Genomic DNA, 15,888 nt, shown 5'->3' on the forward strand with positions numbered 1-15,888 from the left:
GTCGGTGCCTGGGATGGGTGCAGGGAAATTGCCGGTGGCCGAATACCCGAACATCACAGCGACCCCTTCAACGATACCGACCTATAGCCAGAACGGCGCGGTCAGTGGCGGAATCCTGCGACCTGGCGCCATCGACCAGACCGCCTTCCAGGAGCAGCTCCAAGCCCAATATCGACTGCAGAATCAAGGCAAGGCGCCTGCCGCCCCGACCGGATTGACGCTGGCCGACTATCGACGCCTGGCCGGGATACCATCGGTCGCAAGCGCCCCGCCACCACCCGCCGCGCAGGCCAACGCCGACGTCGCGAGCGGCCCCCAGATCGGGCCGATTTCGACGCCCACGGCACCATCGGGCGACGGCATCCCGACGCTGAGCTTGGCACAATTTGCCGCGCTGACCGGCATAACCCCGCCGGACGCGCCCCCGGCCGTCCCTGCCGAGGCGCCCCAGATCGCCGAGCTCACGACGGGCAATGCCGTCGGGACCGAAGACGTTGGCGTGCCGCTCGACCTGGCCGACGGCGTCCCGGTACAGGCTCCGGCCGAAGAAGTGGAGACCACTCCAGACACAACGACGGCAGATTCCGCGGTGACGGATAGCCGCATGGTGCTGCTCGATACCTATCCGGACCGCGATGAACAGCGCGCTCTTGCCGCCCAGGGCAAAAGCTGGCGAATGAATGAGACGCCCGGCGCGCGTGAACTGTTCCTGGGGCCTGACGGCGAATTCGGCTGGGATGATTTTGTCGACATCATCAACCCGCTCCAGCATATCCCGGTCGTGGCACAGATCTATCGTGCCGTGACGGGCGACCAGGCCTATGGCCTCTCGGCGTTCATTGGGGCAGCGCCTTTCGGTCCCTTGTCTCTGGCGGGCGCTGTGGTTGATACCGTCATCCGGAGCCAGACGGGCCACGACGCCGGCACCGACATGGCGGCGAAGATCCTCGGCATCGACAATCGGACGCCGGAAGAAGCCGATCTGCGCTTGAGCCCGGGCTATGCCGATGGCGCGGAATTGGCGCAGTCCGGCAGCGCGCCGATTCAGGTTGCGGATGCCAGCATGTCGCCAGCGAACACCGAGTCGGCCTGGACGCGCGATTCCGCCGGTATTGGCCGCGACTGAAACACCTGCATCTTCAAGCCCGGCTCTTGCCTGATGGTAGCCGAAAGGCCATGGTCGCCGCGGTGATTCGCATCATAGGTTTCTGGCATGCCGATCGGTTCCTGGCGCAAACTGGCTCTCGGCCTGCCCACATTGCTAGGCGCGCGGGCGCGCGGCTTCTTCATTCCCTATCGCTATGCGCATCGGGTGCGCCCGCCCGCAGGTTATGAGGTAGCCGGCGAACTCTTCAGGCGGTCGGCCGCCGATTTCATCGCATCACTGGCACAGCTCGATCGCTATCGCGATGACCTTGCGCGGATCGAGGCGATGGCACCGGCGCCGGCACCGCGCTGGAATCAGGATTGGTTTGGCACGCTCGATGCCGCCCTGCTCTATGCGATCATCCGCGCGCGTGCGCCGCGGTTGTTGCTGGAGATCGGCTCGGGTCATTCGACGCGCTTTGCAGCACGGGCGATCGCCGATGGCACCCTGTCGACGCGCCATATCGCCATCGACCCGGCACCACGCGCCGATTGCAGCCAATTGCCGGTCGATTTGCGCCGCTGTGTGCTGGAAGAGGCAGATTCCGGCATCTTCGCCAACCTCGCGGCAGGCGACATCCTGTTCATCGATTCCAGCCATATCCTGATGCCCGGCACCGACGTCGATCAATTGCTCAACAGCGTCCTGCCGCGCCTGCCAAAGGGCGTGCTGGTGCATATTCATGACATCTTCCTGCCGGACGACTATCCGCGTGATTGGCACTGGCGGAGTTACAACGAGCAGTCGGCGGTGTTGCCGTTGCTCACGGGCGGTGCCTATCGCCCGCTCTTTGCCAGCCGCTTTGTACAGACGCGGATGCAAAAAGAACTGGCAGCGTCGCTGGTGGCGACGCTGCCATGTCATCAGAACCTGGCGACGTCTCTCTGGCTCGAGAAAGCCTGAGAGGGCGACGCTGAGAGGGCGACGCTGCTAGGGCAGCGGCTTCACGGCCACTTCGCGGATCCAATAGCTGCCGCCGACATTGGTGAGCAGGATGCCGTCGAAATCGCCTGTCAGGCTCTTGTCGCTGGCGGCGATGACGGTCTGGCCGTCGAGCAGCACCGTCATCTTGCCGGTGGAATCGCGGCTGAATGTCAGCTCATGAGCATTGCCGTCTTCCAGATTGATGGCGCCGTTATAGCTGCCAAGCAAGGTGGCGCCGCTCGCCGCCACGCGCTGCAACAGCAGCGCCTGGGAATTGCCGGGCTGATAGGAGACGCGGTACTGGTTCTGCGCCGAGGCACCCTGATAGAGGCTGAGCTGCAGGCCGCCATAGCGATCCTTCGAGGTGAACTTGGTGCTGGCGGTGAAATTGCCCGGCAACTTTGCCTTGGTGTAGATCGCCGCATATTGCGGGTTGGCCTGCTGCGCCGTGCCCTGCGGGTTGAGAAGATTCCCGAGCAGCGAGTTGAGATTGGCTTGCTGGCGGATCTTGCTGACCAAGCCGCGATTGCTGCCTGATTTGTCAACCTGCCATGTACCGGCGGTGACTTTCCAGGTCGGGTTGGTTGCGAATTCGTTGTCGCTGAAATTGTCGAGGAAGGGCTGCGCCTGAGACACCATGGTGGCAGCTTCGTAATCCGCGATCAGCTTCTTGAGGTCGTCCAGAAAGTCCGGCGACGCTGCCTGGTCCTTTTCGGCCTGGGCGACCTTGGCCTTGAGGTCGGTCAGCAGCTTCTGCGTGGCCTTCCCTTGCTGGGTGCCGGTCCAGGGCTGGTAGGTGGGCACGGCGTTTTCGGCCAGGGCCGGGATGGTGGGCGCAAAGACGCTGCCGAAGGCGATGCCGGCACCGACCAGCACGGCAAGGGCCTTGATCGAGCCTGATTTGCGGCGTGAATTATCCATGACAGGGTTTCCTCTCTTCGGAAAGTTTCTTTACCTTGGTCCGATTCGCCCTCTGCTGCGACACTGGCAGGGCGGCGTGACATTGGGAGCGCGGCGCTTGGGTGTTGGAGTTGACCGGATCGTCGCCGGTTGCAGGCATTTTATCTTAACTACTGCAGCCAGCCTTCGTTCCCATTATGGGGTGAGATAGGTACCGTGCGGAAGGGCTTTGCCATACTTTTTCGTGATCTGGCCATTGTCGTCGTGTTCATGACGGCGGTGGTCGGGTTTACCGGTCGGAACGATTGGCCGCTCCTGGTCGTGTTGCTGGCGACAGCCCTTTCAGCCCTGGCCTTCATCGTGCTGCGGCACCAATCACCCCAGCCGGATGTCGCTGTGTCAGGGCCACTATCGGCGGGGACCGCGGGCCATGTGCCGGACGTCTTGGACGGCATCAGAGCTGTTCTCGATGCCCTGCCGGAGCCGGTCCTGGTGCTGGACGCGCAACGCCAGATCCGCATCGCCAACATGGCCGCCCGATCCCTGCTTGGTGCTGAAATCGAATCGCGGAGCCTGCTTGCGGTGCTGCGCCAGCCCGGGCTGCTCACAGCGCTGGACGCGCTGGCGAACGGTGAATCGCCCGAGGCCATGGAACTGCCGGAAATCGCCGGTCACTCCCTGGTCGCGAACCTGGCCTTGATCGATCCAGGCGGCGCCGATATCGGACACACGCTCATCGTCTTTCATGACGTCTCGAACCTGCGCCGCGCCGAATCCCTGCGCAGCGATTTCGTGGCGAATGTCAGCCACGAACTGAAGACGCCGCTGGCGACCCTCATCGGCTTCCTGGAGACGCTCAAAGGTCCGGCCCGCAATGACGAGGCGGCGCGCGCCCGTTTCCTCGACATCATGCTGACCGAGGCGCAACGCATGAGCCGGATCGTGGCCGACCTGCTGTCGCTTTCAAGGATCGAGCTCAACGAGCACCAGCCGCCGGAAGGCGAGGCCGATCTCAAGCGTTTGCTTGCCGCCGTGGTCGACGGCCTCACGCTGAAAGCGGAGCAGCGCGGCATCGTCATCAGGACGCCGGATCCCGCCATGTTGCCAATCGTGCCGGGCGACGCCGACGAATTGACCCAGGTGGTGCAGAACCTGGTCGACAATGCCCTCAAATACAGCCGTGACCAGTCAATGGTGACGATCGGCGCCGAGATTTTGACCGATCCGGCGCTGTTGCGGCTGCATCTGCCGCATCCAAAGGGTGTGCCCGCGGCGATTGCCTTGAGCTTCCGCGATCAGGGACCGGGCATTGCGCGTGAGCATCTGCCGCGGCTGACCGAGCGCTTCTACCGGGTCGACACGGCACGGTCGCGGGAGATGGGCGGGACGGGGCTGGGCCTTGCCATCGTCAAGCACATCGTCAATCGCCATCGCGGCAAGCTCGAAATCCAGTCGGTCATGGGTGAGGGCAGCACCTTCATGGTCTACCTGCCATTGGATGATGCGCCAAAACCTGCCGCCGCGCTGACCCAACACGGATCCTGACGCGGCGTATTTTCCTATTGATCAAGAACGCGTCGTGACATGAAAGCGTCACGGCTGCCGACTTCTCTGGATTTTTCATTGCGCCAGACCTGGATAGCCCGGCTGGCTCAGCGGAAATCCGAAGAAAGGCCGGCGACGTCATCGAACTGTCACAAAAACGAAAACCGGCTGTCATGGAAGCGACCTAATAACGGCCCTGCTTGGTTTCACCCAAAAAAGGCTTCTGCCATGAAACGATTTTCTCTTGCTCTCGCCGCGACCGGTATCGTCATTCTGACGGCTGGCGCCGCTGAGGCCCGCGACCAGCTGCACATCGTCGGTTCGTCGACTGTCTATCCGTTCTCGACCGCGGTCGCCGAGGAATTCGGCAAGAGCGGCAAGTTCAAGACCCCGATCGTCGAATCGACCGGCACCGGTGGCGGTCTGAAACTGTTCTGCGCCGGCGTCGGCGTTGACAGCCCGGACATCGCCAATGCCAGCCGCAAGATCAAAGACAGCGAAATCGAAGATTGCAAGAAGAACGGCGTCACCTCGATCACCGAAGTGGCGATCGGCTATGACGGCATCGTGCTCTCCAATTCCAAGGCAAGCGGCCGCATGGAACTCACCGTGAAGGACGTCTGGCTGGCCTTGGCCAAGGAAGTTCCCGTGAATGGCGCGCTCGCCGCCAACCCCTACAAGACCTGGAATGAAGTCAACCCGGCGCTCCCCGCCGAGAAGATTGAAGTCCTGGGCCCGCCGCCCACTTCCGGCACCCGCGACGCGTTCATCGAACTCGTCATGGACAAGGGCTGCAAGGGCATCGCCGAAATCGACGCCATCGAAGACAAGAAGGCCAAGGCCGGTGCCTGCGCCTCGATCCGCGAAGACGGCGCCTATATCGACGCCGGCGAGAACGACAACCTCATCGTCCAGAAGCTCGAAGCCAATCCGAAGGCGCTCGGCATTTTCGGCTACTCCTTCCTGGAGCAGAACGAAGACAAGCTGCAGGGCAGCATCATGGACGGCGTCGAGCCGACCTTCGAGAACATCGTCGGTGGCAAGTACGAGATCAGCCGCACGCTGTACTTCTACGTGAAGAACCAGCATGAAGGCCAGGTCCCGGGCATCCGCGAATTCGTCGCCGAATTCACCAGCGACAAGGCTGCCGGTGAAGAAGGCTATCTCGCCGACAAGGGCATGATCCCCTTCCCGGCCGAGATGCTGAAGGAAGTCCAGCAGAAGGCTGGTAGCCTCACCCCGATGATGTAAGTCATCGCTCTCGATAAAGCCTCAGGCCTCAAGACCCTTCCCCGGCAACGGGGGAGGGTTTCTTGTCTCTATCGTTGGCGCAGTGGGTGCCAGAGTTCGGCCCTGATGAAACACGCGCTGCCATTCGAGGATGCGATGAGACCGTCGCAACCCCACCGGCCAGAAGGGATCAGCCTCGATCAGTTTCGAGACGCTGTCGGCATCCTCTGCATCGACCAGCCATAGGCCGCCCATTGGTTCGCCCGCAACGTCGCGCAGCGGACCGGCCGTCAGAATGGCGCTGCCATGCCTCTCGAGAAAAGATAGATGCTCTGGCATGAAGCGCCTGCGGATCTCCACGGCGCGGGCAAAATCATCCTCAAACAGTACGGCAAATATCATCACGGCCTCCTTGGCTGGACAGGGTCATGATAGTGCGGCAGAATTGCAGGTCGACGAGCAATGCAGCCGGAGTGAACTGCAAAAATGCAGCCTCTCGATTGGAACGATCTTCGTTACCTGCTGGCACTTGCCAGGACCGGCTCGTTTTCGCTTGCCGCGCGCCTGTTGCGGGTCAACGGGACGACGGTCGCGCGGAGACTGAAGGTCATCGAGGCGCAATTGGCGGTTCGCCTTTTCGAGCGCGATGCAAATGGAACGATGCAGCCGACCGGCCCCGGCCGTATCGCCATCTCCCAGGCCGAGATAATCGAGGCTGAGGTCGGCAGCCTGACCGCGGCAATCAAGGGTGCCGACATGCCCGCCATCGGCACTGTTCGGCTGACTGCCGTGCCGGCCTTTGCGAATCGGCTCCTCATTCCAGCTTTGCCCGCCTTGCTGGCCAAGCATCGCGGCCTGCGGGTCGACCTCATCGCTGATCCGCGCGGCTTCAACCTCACCCGCCGCGAAGCGGATATTGCCCTGCGCCTTGCGCGACCGGAGGCTGCCCTGGGTGCCCGGGTCCTGGCGCGGCGCATCGTGACATTGAGCTACGCTGCCTACATGCCGATCTCACGGCCGGGCAAAGGCGCCGACCTGCCGTGGCTCACATATGAAGAGGGCATGGCTCATCTGCCCCAGGCGCGTTGGATGGAGAAGGCCGCAACCAGGCAAGGCGGGCTCGCAGCCCTGGCGGTCAACGATGGGGACGTACTCATCCACGCTGTCCAGGCCGGGTTGGGCCGCACCTTGTTACCATGCATCATCGGCGACCAAACGGCCGGCATAAAGCGCATTACGCTGCCGGGCGAGGCGCCGCCGGGGCGCGAACTCTGGCTGCTCACCCACCGCGATCTGCGCCCGCTTGCGCGCATTGCTGCCGTGATCGATTGGCTGGAGGAGCTCTTCAAAAAAACCTGAACGCTAGGCCTTCGCCCTGGGATGGGCCGCCTGATAGACGCTCATCAATTGCGTGGCGTCGATCTCGGTATAGCGCTGGGTGGTGGAGAGCGACGCGTGTCCCAGCAATTCCTGGATAGCGCGGAGATCGCCGCCGCCGGCCAGGAGATGCGTGGCGAAGGAGTGGCGCAGGGCATGCGGTGTCGCTGTCTCCGGCAATCCCAATTGCGCGCGGAGTTTCTGCAACGACCGCTGGATGAGCCGCGCCTTCAGCGGCCCGCCCTTGGCGCCGACGAACAAGGCGCCGTCTTTGGCAATCGGCCAGGGACAGATGGCGAGATAGTCGGCAATCGCCTCCGCCACCACGGGCAGGACAGGGACGATCCGCGTCTTGTTGCCCTTGCCGGTGATGCGCAGCGTCCCACCGGCCTGGGGAGCTTCCCTGCGGGCGAGGCCCAGGGCCTCGGAGATGCGCAGGCCGCAGCCATAGAGCAACAGCAGGACGGCGAGGTCGCGCTTTTGCAGCCAGGGCTCGTCATGAAGCATGTCGACATTGTCGAGCGTCGCTTCCGCCTCCGCGGCGTTGAGCGGCTTCGGCACGGAGCGCGGCAGGCGTGGCCCGCGCTGTGTCCCCAGCACGCCGATCTCGATCTTGCCGTCCCGCACCAGGCGGCGGGCGAGGCTCTTGATGGCAGAAAGAGCGCGGGCATTGCTGGCAGCTACCAGGCCGCGACCACCCCGTTGCGACAGCCAGGCGCGGATATCGCCGCGGGTGAGGGCGCCAAGGCGCGCCACGTTCGGCGCGTCGCCGTCATAGAAGCTCAGGAATTTGAGGAAGTCGCCGACATCGGTCTGATAGGCACTGATGGTGTGGGCGGAGGCGCGGCGTTCCTGGGCGAGGTAGGCCAGCCAGTTCTTCAAAGCAGCCACGAGATCGGCCTTGGCAAAGAGCAGCGGATTGGCGGCGAGTTCGGCCGTCGCATCGGCCGAGCGGGCTTGTGACGGCGTCTTCAGGGTTTTGGCAGATCCAGCCATGAGCGGACGCCGAATTCGATGATGCGGCCGAGGAAGCTCATCAACTCGGTCCCCTGGCCGGCATGGAAATAGCCGGGATGGCGCGTGCCGAAGGCGATGAGGCCGGCCGGCGCCACTTTGCTGATCGACAGACGCAGGACAGCGTCGGAGCGGACCAGGTCGGCCGCCCCGCCATAGATCTCAGGGTCACCCTCGACCTCGTCACGCAGCCAGACCTTGCGGTTCTTGCCGATGAGCCGGTCGACGGCACCCCGGTCGAGGAACTGGATGCCGTCATGCTTGGGTCGGCGCGAGGTGACGTCGGTCAGTTCCAGGCACAGGCAGACGACGTCAACCTCGAGCAGGAACGCCAAGTCGCCGGTGACGATCTCGATGAACTGCTCGAAGCTCTCCGCCTCGAGCAAGGCGATGACCGCATTGTGGATCCGCTCGGTGGTGTTGAGATTGTCGCGGCTGTTGGCGATGATCTCGTCCTGGTCGGCGCGCAGGCGCTGCACATCCGTCTTCAGCCGTTCCATCATGAACTGCTGCAGATCGACGACGCCTTCACCCTTGTGGCGCTTGGGGCTGACCTGGGCATCGAGCAATTCCGGATGACGCGACAGAAAATCCGGATTGCGCTTCAGGTAAGCAGCAACCTGCGCGGCGCTGACGCCCGCATTCGGTTTCGCTTTGACGTCTTCGACCGGTTCCGACATCGCTACTCGTGATCAGCCGTTACGTTCTCAAACGAACTTACAGAATGGCCATTCTTACAGAATAGACTGGCCGGTCTTGGCCCAATCCGCAAGGAACGCGGACAGGCCCTTATCGGTCAGCGGGTGGTTGTACATCTGCTTCAAAATCGCCGGCGGCAGGGTGGCGACATCGGCGCCCATCTTGGCAGCAGCGATGACATGCACCGGATGACGGACGGAAGCCACCAGCACCTCGGTCTTCAGCGCAGAGTAGGACGAATAGATCTGGATGATGTCGGCGATGAGTTCCATGCCGTCCTGGCCAATATCGTCGAGGCGACCGACGAAGGGCGAAATATAGGTGGCGCCGGCCTTGGCGGCGAGCAGCGCTTGTGCTGCCGAGAAGCATAGCGTCACGTTGACCTTGGTGCCTTCCGAGGAGAGGACCTTGCAGGTCTTGAGGCCATCGACCGTGAGCGGCACCTTGACACAGACATTGGTCGCGAGCTTGGCGAGCTTATGACCTTCCGCCAGCATGGTCTTGTGATCGGTCGCGGTCACTTCGGCGCTGACCGGCCCATCGACGATGGTGCAGATCTCCTTGATCACATCCAGGAACGGACGTCCGGATTTGGCGACCAGGGACGGATTGGTTGTTACACCATCAAGCAAGCCTGTGGACGCAAGCTCCTGGATTTCCTTGACGTCTGCGGTGTCGACGAAAAACTTCATGACAGGGTTCCTGAAAGTAACGCCCGGAAACCTCCAGGCCTTTATCGGTGATGCGCCACGCACTAGGCTATATAGATCGCCCAATCAAGTGCCAGTATGAGCATCTGTGCGGCGAATCAAATTCACCCCGAGTCTAGCCCCCGAGCTCCGCAATGCCAACCGAAACCGATAACATGCCGGAGACCCTGCCGGGCCTGCCTGTGGTTTCGCCGCCACCCGCGGTTGGTGTGCTTGTACCCTTGGCGCTGTTTCAGCCTTATGACTATCTGGTACCGCCGGAACTGACGTCAGCCGGCGTGACCCTCGCCCGGGGCGATTTCGTGACCGTGCCCTTGGGACGGCGCACAGTCACCGGCGTCGTGTGGGGTGCTGCTGCCGGCGATGTCGATCCGGCCAAACTGAAACCTGTCACCGCGCGCTTGGCCTTGCCCCCGCTGCCGGAGGCTACCTGCGCCTTCATCGACTGGGTGGCGCAGTATACGATGGCGCCGGTCGGGGCCGTGCTGCGCATGGCAATGAGCGTGCCGGATGCGCTGGAGCCCGAGCGCGCGCTCAAGGGTTGGGCGATCGGCGCCACGGAAGGTGCAAAACTCACACCGACGCGCCAACGCGTTCTCGATGTGCTGCAGCAATCGCCGCCCTTGCCACCGACGGAACTGGCGCGGCTTGCCGGTGTCAGTGCCGGTGTCATCAGCGACATGGGGAAGACGGGTTTGTTGCGCGCGGTGACGCTCAGCCAGAAGCGGCCCTTCGGCCAGCCGGATCCCGCGACCCTTGGTCCGTCCCTGTCATCGGCACAGGCAGCAGCGGCGCAGGATTTGGCACAATTGCAGCATGGCGTCACGCTGATCGACGGCGTCACCGGCTCGGGCAAGACGGAGGTCTATTTCGAGGCGATCGCCGCCGCGTTGCGCGCCGGCCGGCAGGCGCTGGTGATGGTGCCGGAAATCGCATTGACGCCGGAATGGCTGAAGCGCTTTGCGATACGCTTTGGCGCGCTGCCGGCGCAGTGGCATTCGGAACTGACCGGGCTGGAACGCCGCCTGACCTGGCGCGCGGTGCTTGATGGCACGGCGCGCGTCGTCGTGGGCGCACGCTCAAGCCTGTTCCTGCCGTTCCGCGATCTGGGCCTCATCATCGTCGACGAGGAACATGAAAGCGGATTCAAGCAGGAAGAGGGCGTCATCTACCAGGCGCGCGACATGGCGGTGGTGCGCGGCCACCTTGCCAGGATCCCGGTGGTGCTTGCCTCGGCGACGCCATCGCTGGAAACCATGGTGAATGTCGAAACCGGCCGCTATCGCGCACTCCACATGCCCGACCGTCACGGCGGCGCCACCATGCCGGTGATCGACATCATCGATCTCAGGCGTGACAAGCCGCTCAAGAATTCGTGGATCGCACCAAGCCTGCGGGCCGAGATCGACCGCGTCCTTTCGGCCGGCGAACAGGCGTTGCTGTTCCTCAACCGGCGTGGCTATGCGCCGCTGACTTTGTGTCGTGGTTGCGGGCACCGTCTGCAATGTCCGCGCTGCACGGCCTGGCTGGTCGAGCATCGCTTTCATCAGAAGCTGATGTGCCATCATTGCGGCTTCGAAGCGCCAGTGCCGCCATCGTGCCCCGCCTGTGGCGCCGAGGGGCATTTTGCCGCCTGCGGTCCCGGTGTTGAGCGGTTGGCGGAGGAAACGGCGGCATTGTTCCCGGATGCGCGCCGCCTGGTGCTGACCAGTGACACGGTGACGGGTCCAGCAAAGGCCGAGAGCCTGATGCGCAGTGTGGCCGAACGCGAGGTCGATCTTGTCATCGGCACGCAGATCATCGCCAAGGGCCACAATTTCCCGCATCTCACACTGGTCGGCGTGGTCGATGCCGATCTTGGTCTTCACGGCGGCGATCTGCGCGCGGCCGAACGCACCTATCAACTGATGCAACAGGTGGCGGGCCGTGCCGGGCGCGGCGACAAGCCCGGCCGGGTCTATCTCCAGACCTATGATCCGGACCGCGCCGTGATGCAGGCCTTGAAATCCGGCGACCGCGACTCCTTCATGGCGGCCGAGGCGGAAGATCGCCGTCTCTCCGGCATGCCACCTTATGGTCGTCTCGCAGCTCTCATCATCTCAGGCCGTGAATTGCCTGCCGTGACGGCCAAGGCGCAGGAGCTTGCGCGCCAGGCGCCGCATCGCGAGGGCGTTACAGTCCTTGGACCAGCACCAGCACCGCTCGCCTTGCTGCGCGGTCGTCATCGCATCCGCTTCCTGTTGAAAACCCGGCGCGATATCGCGCCGCAAACAATCCTAAGGACCTGGCTGCGCGGCCAGAAATTCCCCGGCGACCTGCGCCTGCAGATCGACATCGATCCCTACAGCTTCGTCTGATGCTGCGGAAGTACCGCTGGGAACTGCAACGCCCCTGAGCTGTTATGGGCGGGGGTGATTCTGAATCCCGGCTCCGTCGTGCTAGTCTGGTTGCACGACACGATAGGGGAGTGCCACGTCATGCAATGGCGGGGTGGGCGACGCAGTTCAAACGTTTCGGATCAGCGCGGGTCGGGCGGCTCTCGCGGTGGATTTGGCGGGCTCGGTGGCCTGGGCGGCGGGGGCCTGGGTGGTGGCCGGGGCCCCCGTATCGGCGGCCTTGGCATCGTCGGTATCATCGCCTTCTTCGTGATCGCGAGCTTCATGGGCGTCGACCCAATGGCGATCCTCTCCGGCATGACCGGTGGAACATCGGGTGGCAGCAGCTATGATGGCACCGGTGGCAATGGCGATGTCGTCGGCGACGTCCTCGGCGGCAAGTCGAGCTATGTTCCCTCTTCAACCACAGGCAGCGGCGATGCCACGGAATCCGAATTGAAGGACTTCGTCGCCGTGATCCTCGGCAGCACCGAAGATGTCTGGGGCGGCATCTTCGCGGAGGCCGGCGGCACCTACCAGGTCCCGACACTGGTGTTGTTCTCAGGCGCGGTGCAATCGGCCTGCGGCTATGCGCAATCCGCCATGGGACCCTTCTATTGCCCGCCCGACCAGAAGGTCTATATCGACCTCGATTTCTATCGCGACCTCAGAAGCCGGTTCGCAGCGCCCGGCGACTTCGCCCAGGCCTATGTCATCGCGCACGAGGTCGGGCACCATGTGCAGAACCTGCTGGGCATCGATGAAAAGGTGCGCGAGGCTACCGCGCAGATGAGCGAAACGGATGCCAACGCTCTCTCCGTCCGCGTCGAGTTGCAGGCCGATTGCTTCGCCGGCATCTGGGCACATCAGGTCGAGGCGCAGGACGAAAACCTGCGGTTGGAGCCTGGCGATATCGATGAGGGGCTGGGAGCCGCCAGCGCCATCGGTGATGATCGCCTGCAAAAGGAAGCCAGCGGCCGGGTGACACCCGACAGCTTCACCCATGGCAGTTCCGCGCAACGCGTGCGCTGGTTCAAACGCGGGCTCGACACCGGCGATATGGAAGCCTGTGACACCTTCAATGCGTCACAGCTCTAGCGCGGCGGATTGCGGAATTGAGGAACCCGGTGCACTTGGCTAATCTCCTTGTGTGAGCACAGCACCCGAGGTCTCCATCATCATCGCGGCCTTTCAGGCCGTCGACTTCATCGCAGACGCTGTGCAGTCTGCGCTGGCGCAGGGTCATGCGAATTTTGAAGTTCTCATTGCGCCCGATGAGCCGCGCGCAGCGACCGACTACACGTTCCTGCAGGCGCTCGATCCGCGCGTGCGTGTCCTTGGCGAAGTGTCCGGGCCAACCGGCGCCGGGATGGCCCGCAACCGCGCCTTGGGTGCGGCGCGGGGCACCTTCATCGCGCTCCTTGATGCCGACGATTTGTGGGCGCCGGACTATCTCGCTCAGCTGATGCCCTTGGCGGAACGTCATGGTGCCGCCTTCGGCTCGACCCACCTCACCGATTGGGACGGCAAGCTTGTGCGCAGGATCGGGCCTCTGGGCGATGTGATCGATTTTGCTGATTTTGCCCACGCCTTCGGCTCCCTTCACGGCATCACACGGCGTCGCGCCGATCGGCTCTGGCGAGACGTCCTTGCAGAGGATGTGCTGTTCGATCTGGAGACGCTGGCGCTGTGCGATGGGCGGGCGCCTTTCGCATCGGCAGCAACTTATGAGCTTCGATTGCGACCGAATTCGACGACCAGGGGCGATCATTTCATCACCGAGATCGGGGCCGGCTATGACCGCCTGATGGCGATGATCGCCAGTGGCGCGACGTTGATTCCGCCGGCCCATCACGCCGCGGCCATGGCGGTCTTTCGCCGGTGGCAACGCATGAATGCGAATTTCGGCGTGGCGGCGGCGATTGATCCGGCGCTCGACTTCCAAAGCTTCGTTGCCAGGGGCTTGTCCGACTAGGTGTGTTCTTGTATTGTTCCCGCCCAATTCGACGAGGCACATCATGCTGAAGCTCTATCTCGGGCCGCTAAGTCTCTTTTCGCGCAAGGTCGAGATCGCCCTCAATGAGAAGGGCATCCCCTATGAGCGCGAGTTTGTCGCCTTCACCCAGGAGCGGGGCTACGAACCGCGCCATCCGGCGGTGGTGGCGGTGAACCCTAAGCGCCAGGTGCCGGTGCTGGTCGATGGCGATCTCGCCCTGTTCGATTCGACCGTGATGCTGGAGTACCTCGACGAGCTTTACCCCAACCCACCACTCTACCCGGCGACACCGCAGGAACGGGCCCGCTGCCGCCTCTTGGAGCTCGATGCCGACGAGATCCTGTTTGTACCGGTCCGGCAACTCCTGTTCCGGACCGAACCACCCCATCCTGACCCGGCACGCCATGCGGCGCATGAGGCCGCCGGCAAGGCGGCCGAGGGGGTGATCGAGGCGCGGTTCGCCGATCTCGACCGGAAGCTGGGCGGCCAGGATTTCTTCTGCGGCAGCCTCAGCGTCGCCGATATCGGCCTGTTCATGACCGTTCTCTTCACCCAGCGTCTGAATGGTCCGGCTCTTTCCCCTCACAAGGGGCTCGCGGCCTGGTACCGTCGGCTTCTGGCGCGGCCTGCTTTCGCCAAGGCGGCCAGCGAAATCGCCGCGGCAGACCGAGAATTGTCGCCGGCTTTGGGCTGATGCCCCCTTCCAGTTCACCATGTAACTGCAACAAAAACGTCACATTTGCCTCCCTTATCACTGGGATTGCTCTTCATTAGGTTCTTCCTGTGGTAGCAGCGACAAGTCGTCGTGCGGCCACAGCAACGGGCGTCAACGCAAATGGGGGCAATTTTGACAAACTCAGTGACCGTATCAGCAATCGCACCGGTCAACAGTGGTACTGATACGTCCGACCTGCCGGCGCTCATTCCATCCGCCGAGTTGGTGACGCGTATCAGATCGGAACTGCGGCTTGACGATCGGGCAGCCTTGATCGATTTCGGCGATTAGGCCCAGCGCAGTGTCACCGACTTTGCCGAACGCGTGCTCCGCCAGACCAAGAACAAGGAGTTGGGCGACACCGGCAACCTGCTGACCGACATCATCGCCAAGGCGAAGGGTCTCGATCCGGCGACCCTGGAGCAAGCAGGCTTCTTCGAACGGCTACTGGGCTCGGTTGAGCGGCGCATTCTCAAATTCCGCGCTCGTTTCGAAGAAGTTTCCGGCCAGATCGAGGGCCTGTGTTTGGAGCTGGAAAAGCGCAAGGAGATCCTCCGCCGCGATATTGCTCTCCTTGATCAACTGCATGACGAGACCCAAACCTCGATCCTAGCGCTCAGTGCCTATATCGAGGCGGGCAAGGCCTTTGCCGATCAGTTCGAGAGAGAGGAACTGCCGAAGCTGAAGGCAGCCGTCGATGGTGCGGCATCCAGCGGCAATGACGGCTTGCTGCAGGCGCAGGCCTATCAGGATGCAGTGCAGGCGGTCGAGCGCCTGCGCAAGCGTGTCTTTATCTGCAACAGGCCCGTCAGATCGGCATCCAGCAACTGCCGCAGATCCGTATCGTGCAGGCCGGCGACGAGACGTTGATCGAAAATTTGCAGGCCTCGGTCTCACTGACCGTGCCCGCCTGGAAGCAGAAAATGATCCTCCTGCTTGGCCTCAATCGACAGAAGGAAGCGCTGGAACTCCAGAAGACGGTCACGGACGCGACCGATCAAATGATCCGGCAGGCATCGGAAATGATGAAAACGCAGGCGGTGGAGATTGAGCGGCAAAGTCAGGAAGGCCTAGTCAGCATGGAGACGCTGGCGAAGGCCAACCAGGATCTTATCGACACCATCAATTCAGTGGTGAGGGTCCAGAGTGAAGGCACGGCCAAGCGGGCGGCTGCGGAAAAGCAGATGGAACAGATGACCGAAAACCTACGCAAGACACTGTCCGAGGCCGGCCAATTGAAGGTTGCCCGGTCATAG

The 15,888-nt window shown here is 63.0% G+C and carries 14 protein-coding genes and 1 pseudogene; 10 read left to right on the top strand and 5 right to left on the bottom strand.

All coding sequences use genetic code 11. The features are described from left to right. Nucleotides 1-34 precede the first annotated feature (34 nt). Complete coding sequence (locus tag IPK59_14865; protein MBK8159986.1) at nucleotides 35-1,126, top strand: hypothetical protein; 1,092 nt, start codon at nucleotides 35-37, stop codon at nucleotides 1,124-1,126. An 87-nt stretch (nucleotides 1,127-1,213) separates the two neighbouring features. Continuing rightward, complete coding sequence (locus tag IPK59_14870; GenBank protein MBK8159987.1) at nucleotides 1,214-2,050, top strand: class I SAM-dependent methyltransferase; 837 nt, start codon at nucleotides 1,214-1,216, stop codon at nucleotides 2,048-2,050. A 27-nt stretch (nucleotides 2,051-2,077) separates the two neighbouring features. Here IPK59_14870 and IPK59_14875 read toward each other — a convergent pair whose 3' ends face one another. After that, nucleotides 2,078-2,992 carry a hypothetical protein gene (locus tag IPK59_14875; protein ID MBK8159988.1) on the bottom strand — a complete coding sequence of 305 codons (915 nt, stop codon included), beginning with the start codon at nucleotides 2,990-2,992 and terminating at the stop codon, nucleotides 2,078-2,080. 195 nt (nucleotides 2,993-3,187) lie between these two features. Between IPK59_14875 and IPK59_14880 the strand changes: the two genes are divergently transcribed. Both IPK59_14880 and IPK59_14885 read left to right on the top strand, forming a co-directional pair. After that, complete coding sequence (locus IPK59_14880; protein ID MBK8159989.1) at nucleotides 3,188-4,516, top strand: hypothetical protein; 1,329 nt, start codon at nucleotides 3,188-3,190, stop codon at nucleotides 4,514-4,516. Between the two features lie 228 nt (nucleotides 4,517-4,744). After that, entirely contained in the window at nucleotides 4,745-5,767 is a 1,023-nt protein-coding gene (locus IPK59_14885) for a PstS family phosphate ABC transporter substrate-binding protein (GenBank protein MBK8159990.1), read from the top strand. 21 nt (nucleotides 5,768-5,788) lie between these two features. Here IPK59_14885 and IPK59_14890 read toward each other — a convergent pair whose 3' ends face one another. Continuing rightward, nucleotides 5,789-6,151, bottom strand: a complete 363-nt coding sequence (locus IPK59_14890) for a hypothetical protein (protein ID MBK8159991.1) — start codon at nucleotides 6,149-6,151, stop codon at nucleotides 5,789-5,791. A gap of 81 nt (nucleotides 6,152-6,232) precedes the next feature. Here IPK59_14890 and IPK59_14895 point away from each other — a divergent pair, with 81 nt between their 5' ends. Then, nucleotides 6,233-7,105 carry a LysR family transcriptional regulator gene (locus tag IPK59_14895; protein ID MBK8159992.1) on the top strand — a complete coding sequence of 291 codons (873 nt, stop codon included), beginning with the start codon at nucleotides 6,233-6,235 and terminating at the stop codon, nucleotides 7,103-7,105. 3 nt (nucleotides 7,106-7,108) lie between these two features. Here IPK59_14895 and IPK59_14900 read toward each other — a convergent pair whose 3' ends face one another. The 3 genes from IPK59_14900 to fsa are packed head-to-tail and all read right to left on the bottom strand — an operon-like array spanning nucleotide 7,109 to nucleotide 9,528. Further along, on the bottom strand, nucleotides 7,109-8,119 hold the full coding sequence (locus tag IPK59_14900) for a tyrosine recombinase XerC (protein MBK8159993.1): 1,011 nt from the start codon (nucleotides 8,117-8,119) through the stop codon (nucleotides 7,109-7,111). After that, nucleotides 8,095-8,817: a DUF484 family protein gene (locus tag IPK59_14905; GenBank protein MBK8159994.1), complete on the bottom strand. Its 723-nt coding sequence runs from the start codon at nucleotides 8,815-8,817 to the stop codon at nucleotides 8,095-8,097. Before IPK59_14905 ends, IPK59_14900 begins: the two co-directional genes overlap by 25 nt. A 54-nt stretch (nucleotides 8,818-8,871) precedes the next feature. Next, a complete protein-coding gene (gene fsa, locus IPK59_14910; protein MBK8159995.1) occupies nucleotides 8,872-9,528 on the bottom strand; it encodes a fructose-6-phosphate aldolase in 657 nt (218 codons plus the stop codon). 173 nt (nucleotides 9,529-9,701) lie between these two features. Here fsa and IPK59_14915 point away from each other — a divergent pair, with 173 nt between their 5' ends. The 5 genes and pseudogenes from IPK59_14915 (at nucleotide 9,702) to IPK59_14935 (ending at nucleotide 15,888) form a co-directional block, all read left to right on the top strand. Then, entirely contained in the window at nucleotides 9,702-11,903 is a 2,202-nt protein-coding gene (locus IPK59_14915) for a primosomal protein N' (GenBank protein ID MBK8159996.1), read from the top strand. Between the two features lie 120 nt (nucleotides 11,904-12,023). Continuing rightward, complete coding sequence (locus IPK59_14920; GenBank protein MBK8159997.1) at nucleotides 12,024-13,019, top strand: neutral zinc metallopeptidase; 996 nt, start codon at nucleotides 12,024-12,026, stop codon at nucleotides 13,017-13,019. A 52-nt stretch (nucleotides 13,020-13,071) separates the two neighbouring features. After that, a complete protein-coding gene (locus IPK59_14925; GenBank protein MBK8159998.1) occupies nucleotides 13,072-13,896 on the top strand; it encodes a glycosyltransferase family 2 protein in 825 nt (274 codons plus the stop codon). A 46-nt stretch (nucleotides 13,897-13,942) separates the two neighbouring features. Continuing rightward, nucleotides 13,943-14,611: a glutathione S-transferase family protein gene (locus IPK59_14930; protein ID MBK8159999.1), complete on the top strand. Its 669-nt coding sequence runs from the start codon at nucleotides 13,943-13,945 to the stop codon at nucleotides 14,609-14,611. 141 nt (nucleotides 14,612-14,752) lie between these two features. Beyond that, nucleotides 14,753-15,888, top strand: a pseudogene (locus IPK59_14935) (toxic anion resistance protein).

This window comes from Rhodospirillaceae bacterium (assembly GCA_016712715.1).
Lineage (GTDB): Bacteria > Pseudomonadota > Alphaproteobacteria > Dongiales > Dongiaceae > Dongia.

Bases quoted from the DNA above. Each gene is read 5' to 3' on its own strand.
- IPK59_14920 (MBK8159997.1), top strand. From the start codon at position 12,024: ATGCAATGGCGGGGTGGGCGACGCAGTTCAAACGTTTCGGATCAGCGC.
- fsa (MBK8159995.1), bottom strand. From the start codon at position 9,528: ATGAAGTTTTTCGTCGACACCGCAGACGTCAAGGAAATCCAGGAGCTT.
- IPK59_14885 (MBK8159990.1), top strand. From the start codon at position 4,745: ATGAAACGATTTTCTCTTGCTCTCGCCGCGACCGGTATCGTCATTCTG.
- IPK59_14875 (MBK8159988.1), bottom strand. From the start codon at position 2,992: ATGGATAATTCACGCCGCAAATCAGGCTCGATCAAGGCCCTTGCCGTG.
- IPK59_14915 (MBK8159996.1), top strand. From the start codon at position 9,702: ATGCCGGAGACCCTGCCGGGCCTGCCTGTGGTTTCGCCGCCACCCGCG.
- IPK59_14870 (MBK8159987.1), top strand. From the start codon at position 1,214: ATGCCGATCGGTTCCTGGCGCAAACTGGCTCTCGGCCTGCCCACATTG.
- IPK59_14905 (MBK8159994.1), bottom strand. From the start codon at position 8,817: ATGTCGGAACCGGTCGAAGACGTCAAAGCGAAACCGAATGCGGGCGTC.
- IPK59_14900 (MBK8159993.1), bottom strand. From the start codon at position 8,119: ATGGCTGGATCTGCCAAAACCCTGAAGACGCCGTCACAAGCCCGCTCG.
- IPK59_14895 (MBK8159992.1), top strand. From the start codon at position 6,233: ATGCAGCCTCTCGATTGGAACGATCTTCGTTACCTGCTGGCACTTGCC.